At 37.3% G+C, this 750-nt stretch carries 1 protein-coding gene; it reads left to right on the top strand.

What is annotated here, in order from left to right; genetic code table 11:
- The coding region (locus DDE80_RS14520; protein WP_108308655.1) for an RNA-guided endonuclease InsQ/TnpB family protein at window positions 1-750 on the top strand (750 nt) is incomplete at both ends.

Genomic DNA, 750 nt, shown 5'->3' on the forward strand with positions numbered 1-750 from the left:
ATTTCCAAAGTTCAAAAACCGTAAGTCAAAACAGTCTTATACAACCAATCGAGTGAACGGAAATATCGAATTGCAAGATGGTCATATCAAATTACCTAAACTGAAATTAGTAAAAATCAAGCAACATCGGGAAATCCCTACGGATTATAAATTAAAATCTTGTACGATTTCTAAAACAAAATCAGGTAAATACTATATTTCGATTTTGACAGAATACGAGAAAGAAATTAAACCAGTGTCCATTCAGAAAGTTGTTGGGCTAGATTTCGCTATGGACGGTCTGTATGTCGAAAGTGAACAGGGTGAGAAAGCCAATTACCCGCGTTTTTATCGACAATCATTAGAGAAATTAACAAAAGAACAACGCATCCTATCTCGTAGAAAGAAAGGTTCTGCACGTTGGGAAAAACAACGTTTGAAAGTGGCTGAACTACAAGAAAAAACAGCCAATCAACGTAAGAACTTTCTACACCATCAATCAAAAGAATTGGCATCAACCTATGACGCTGTTATCATCGAGGACTTGGACATGAAAGGAATGTCTCAAGCCCTTCACTTTGGTAAAAGCGTTCACGACAATGGTTGGGGCATGTTCACTACATTCTTATCGTACAAGCTAAAAGAACAAGGGAAACAGCTTGTGAAAATTGATAAATGGTTCCCTTCGACTAAAAAATGTTCTTGTTGTGGTGCAGAAAAACCTATGAAGCTATCTGAACGTACTTACCGTTGTTCATGTGGGTATGTGGC

The organism is Metalysinibacillus jejuensis, assembly GCF_003057615.1.
Taxonomy (GTDB): domain Bacteria; phylum Bacillota; class Bacilli; order Bacillales_A; family Planococcaceae; genus Metalysinibacillus; species Metalysinibacillus jejuensis.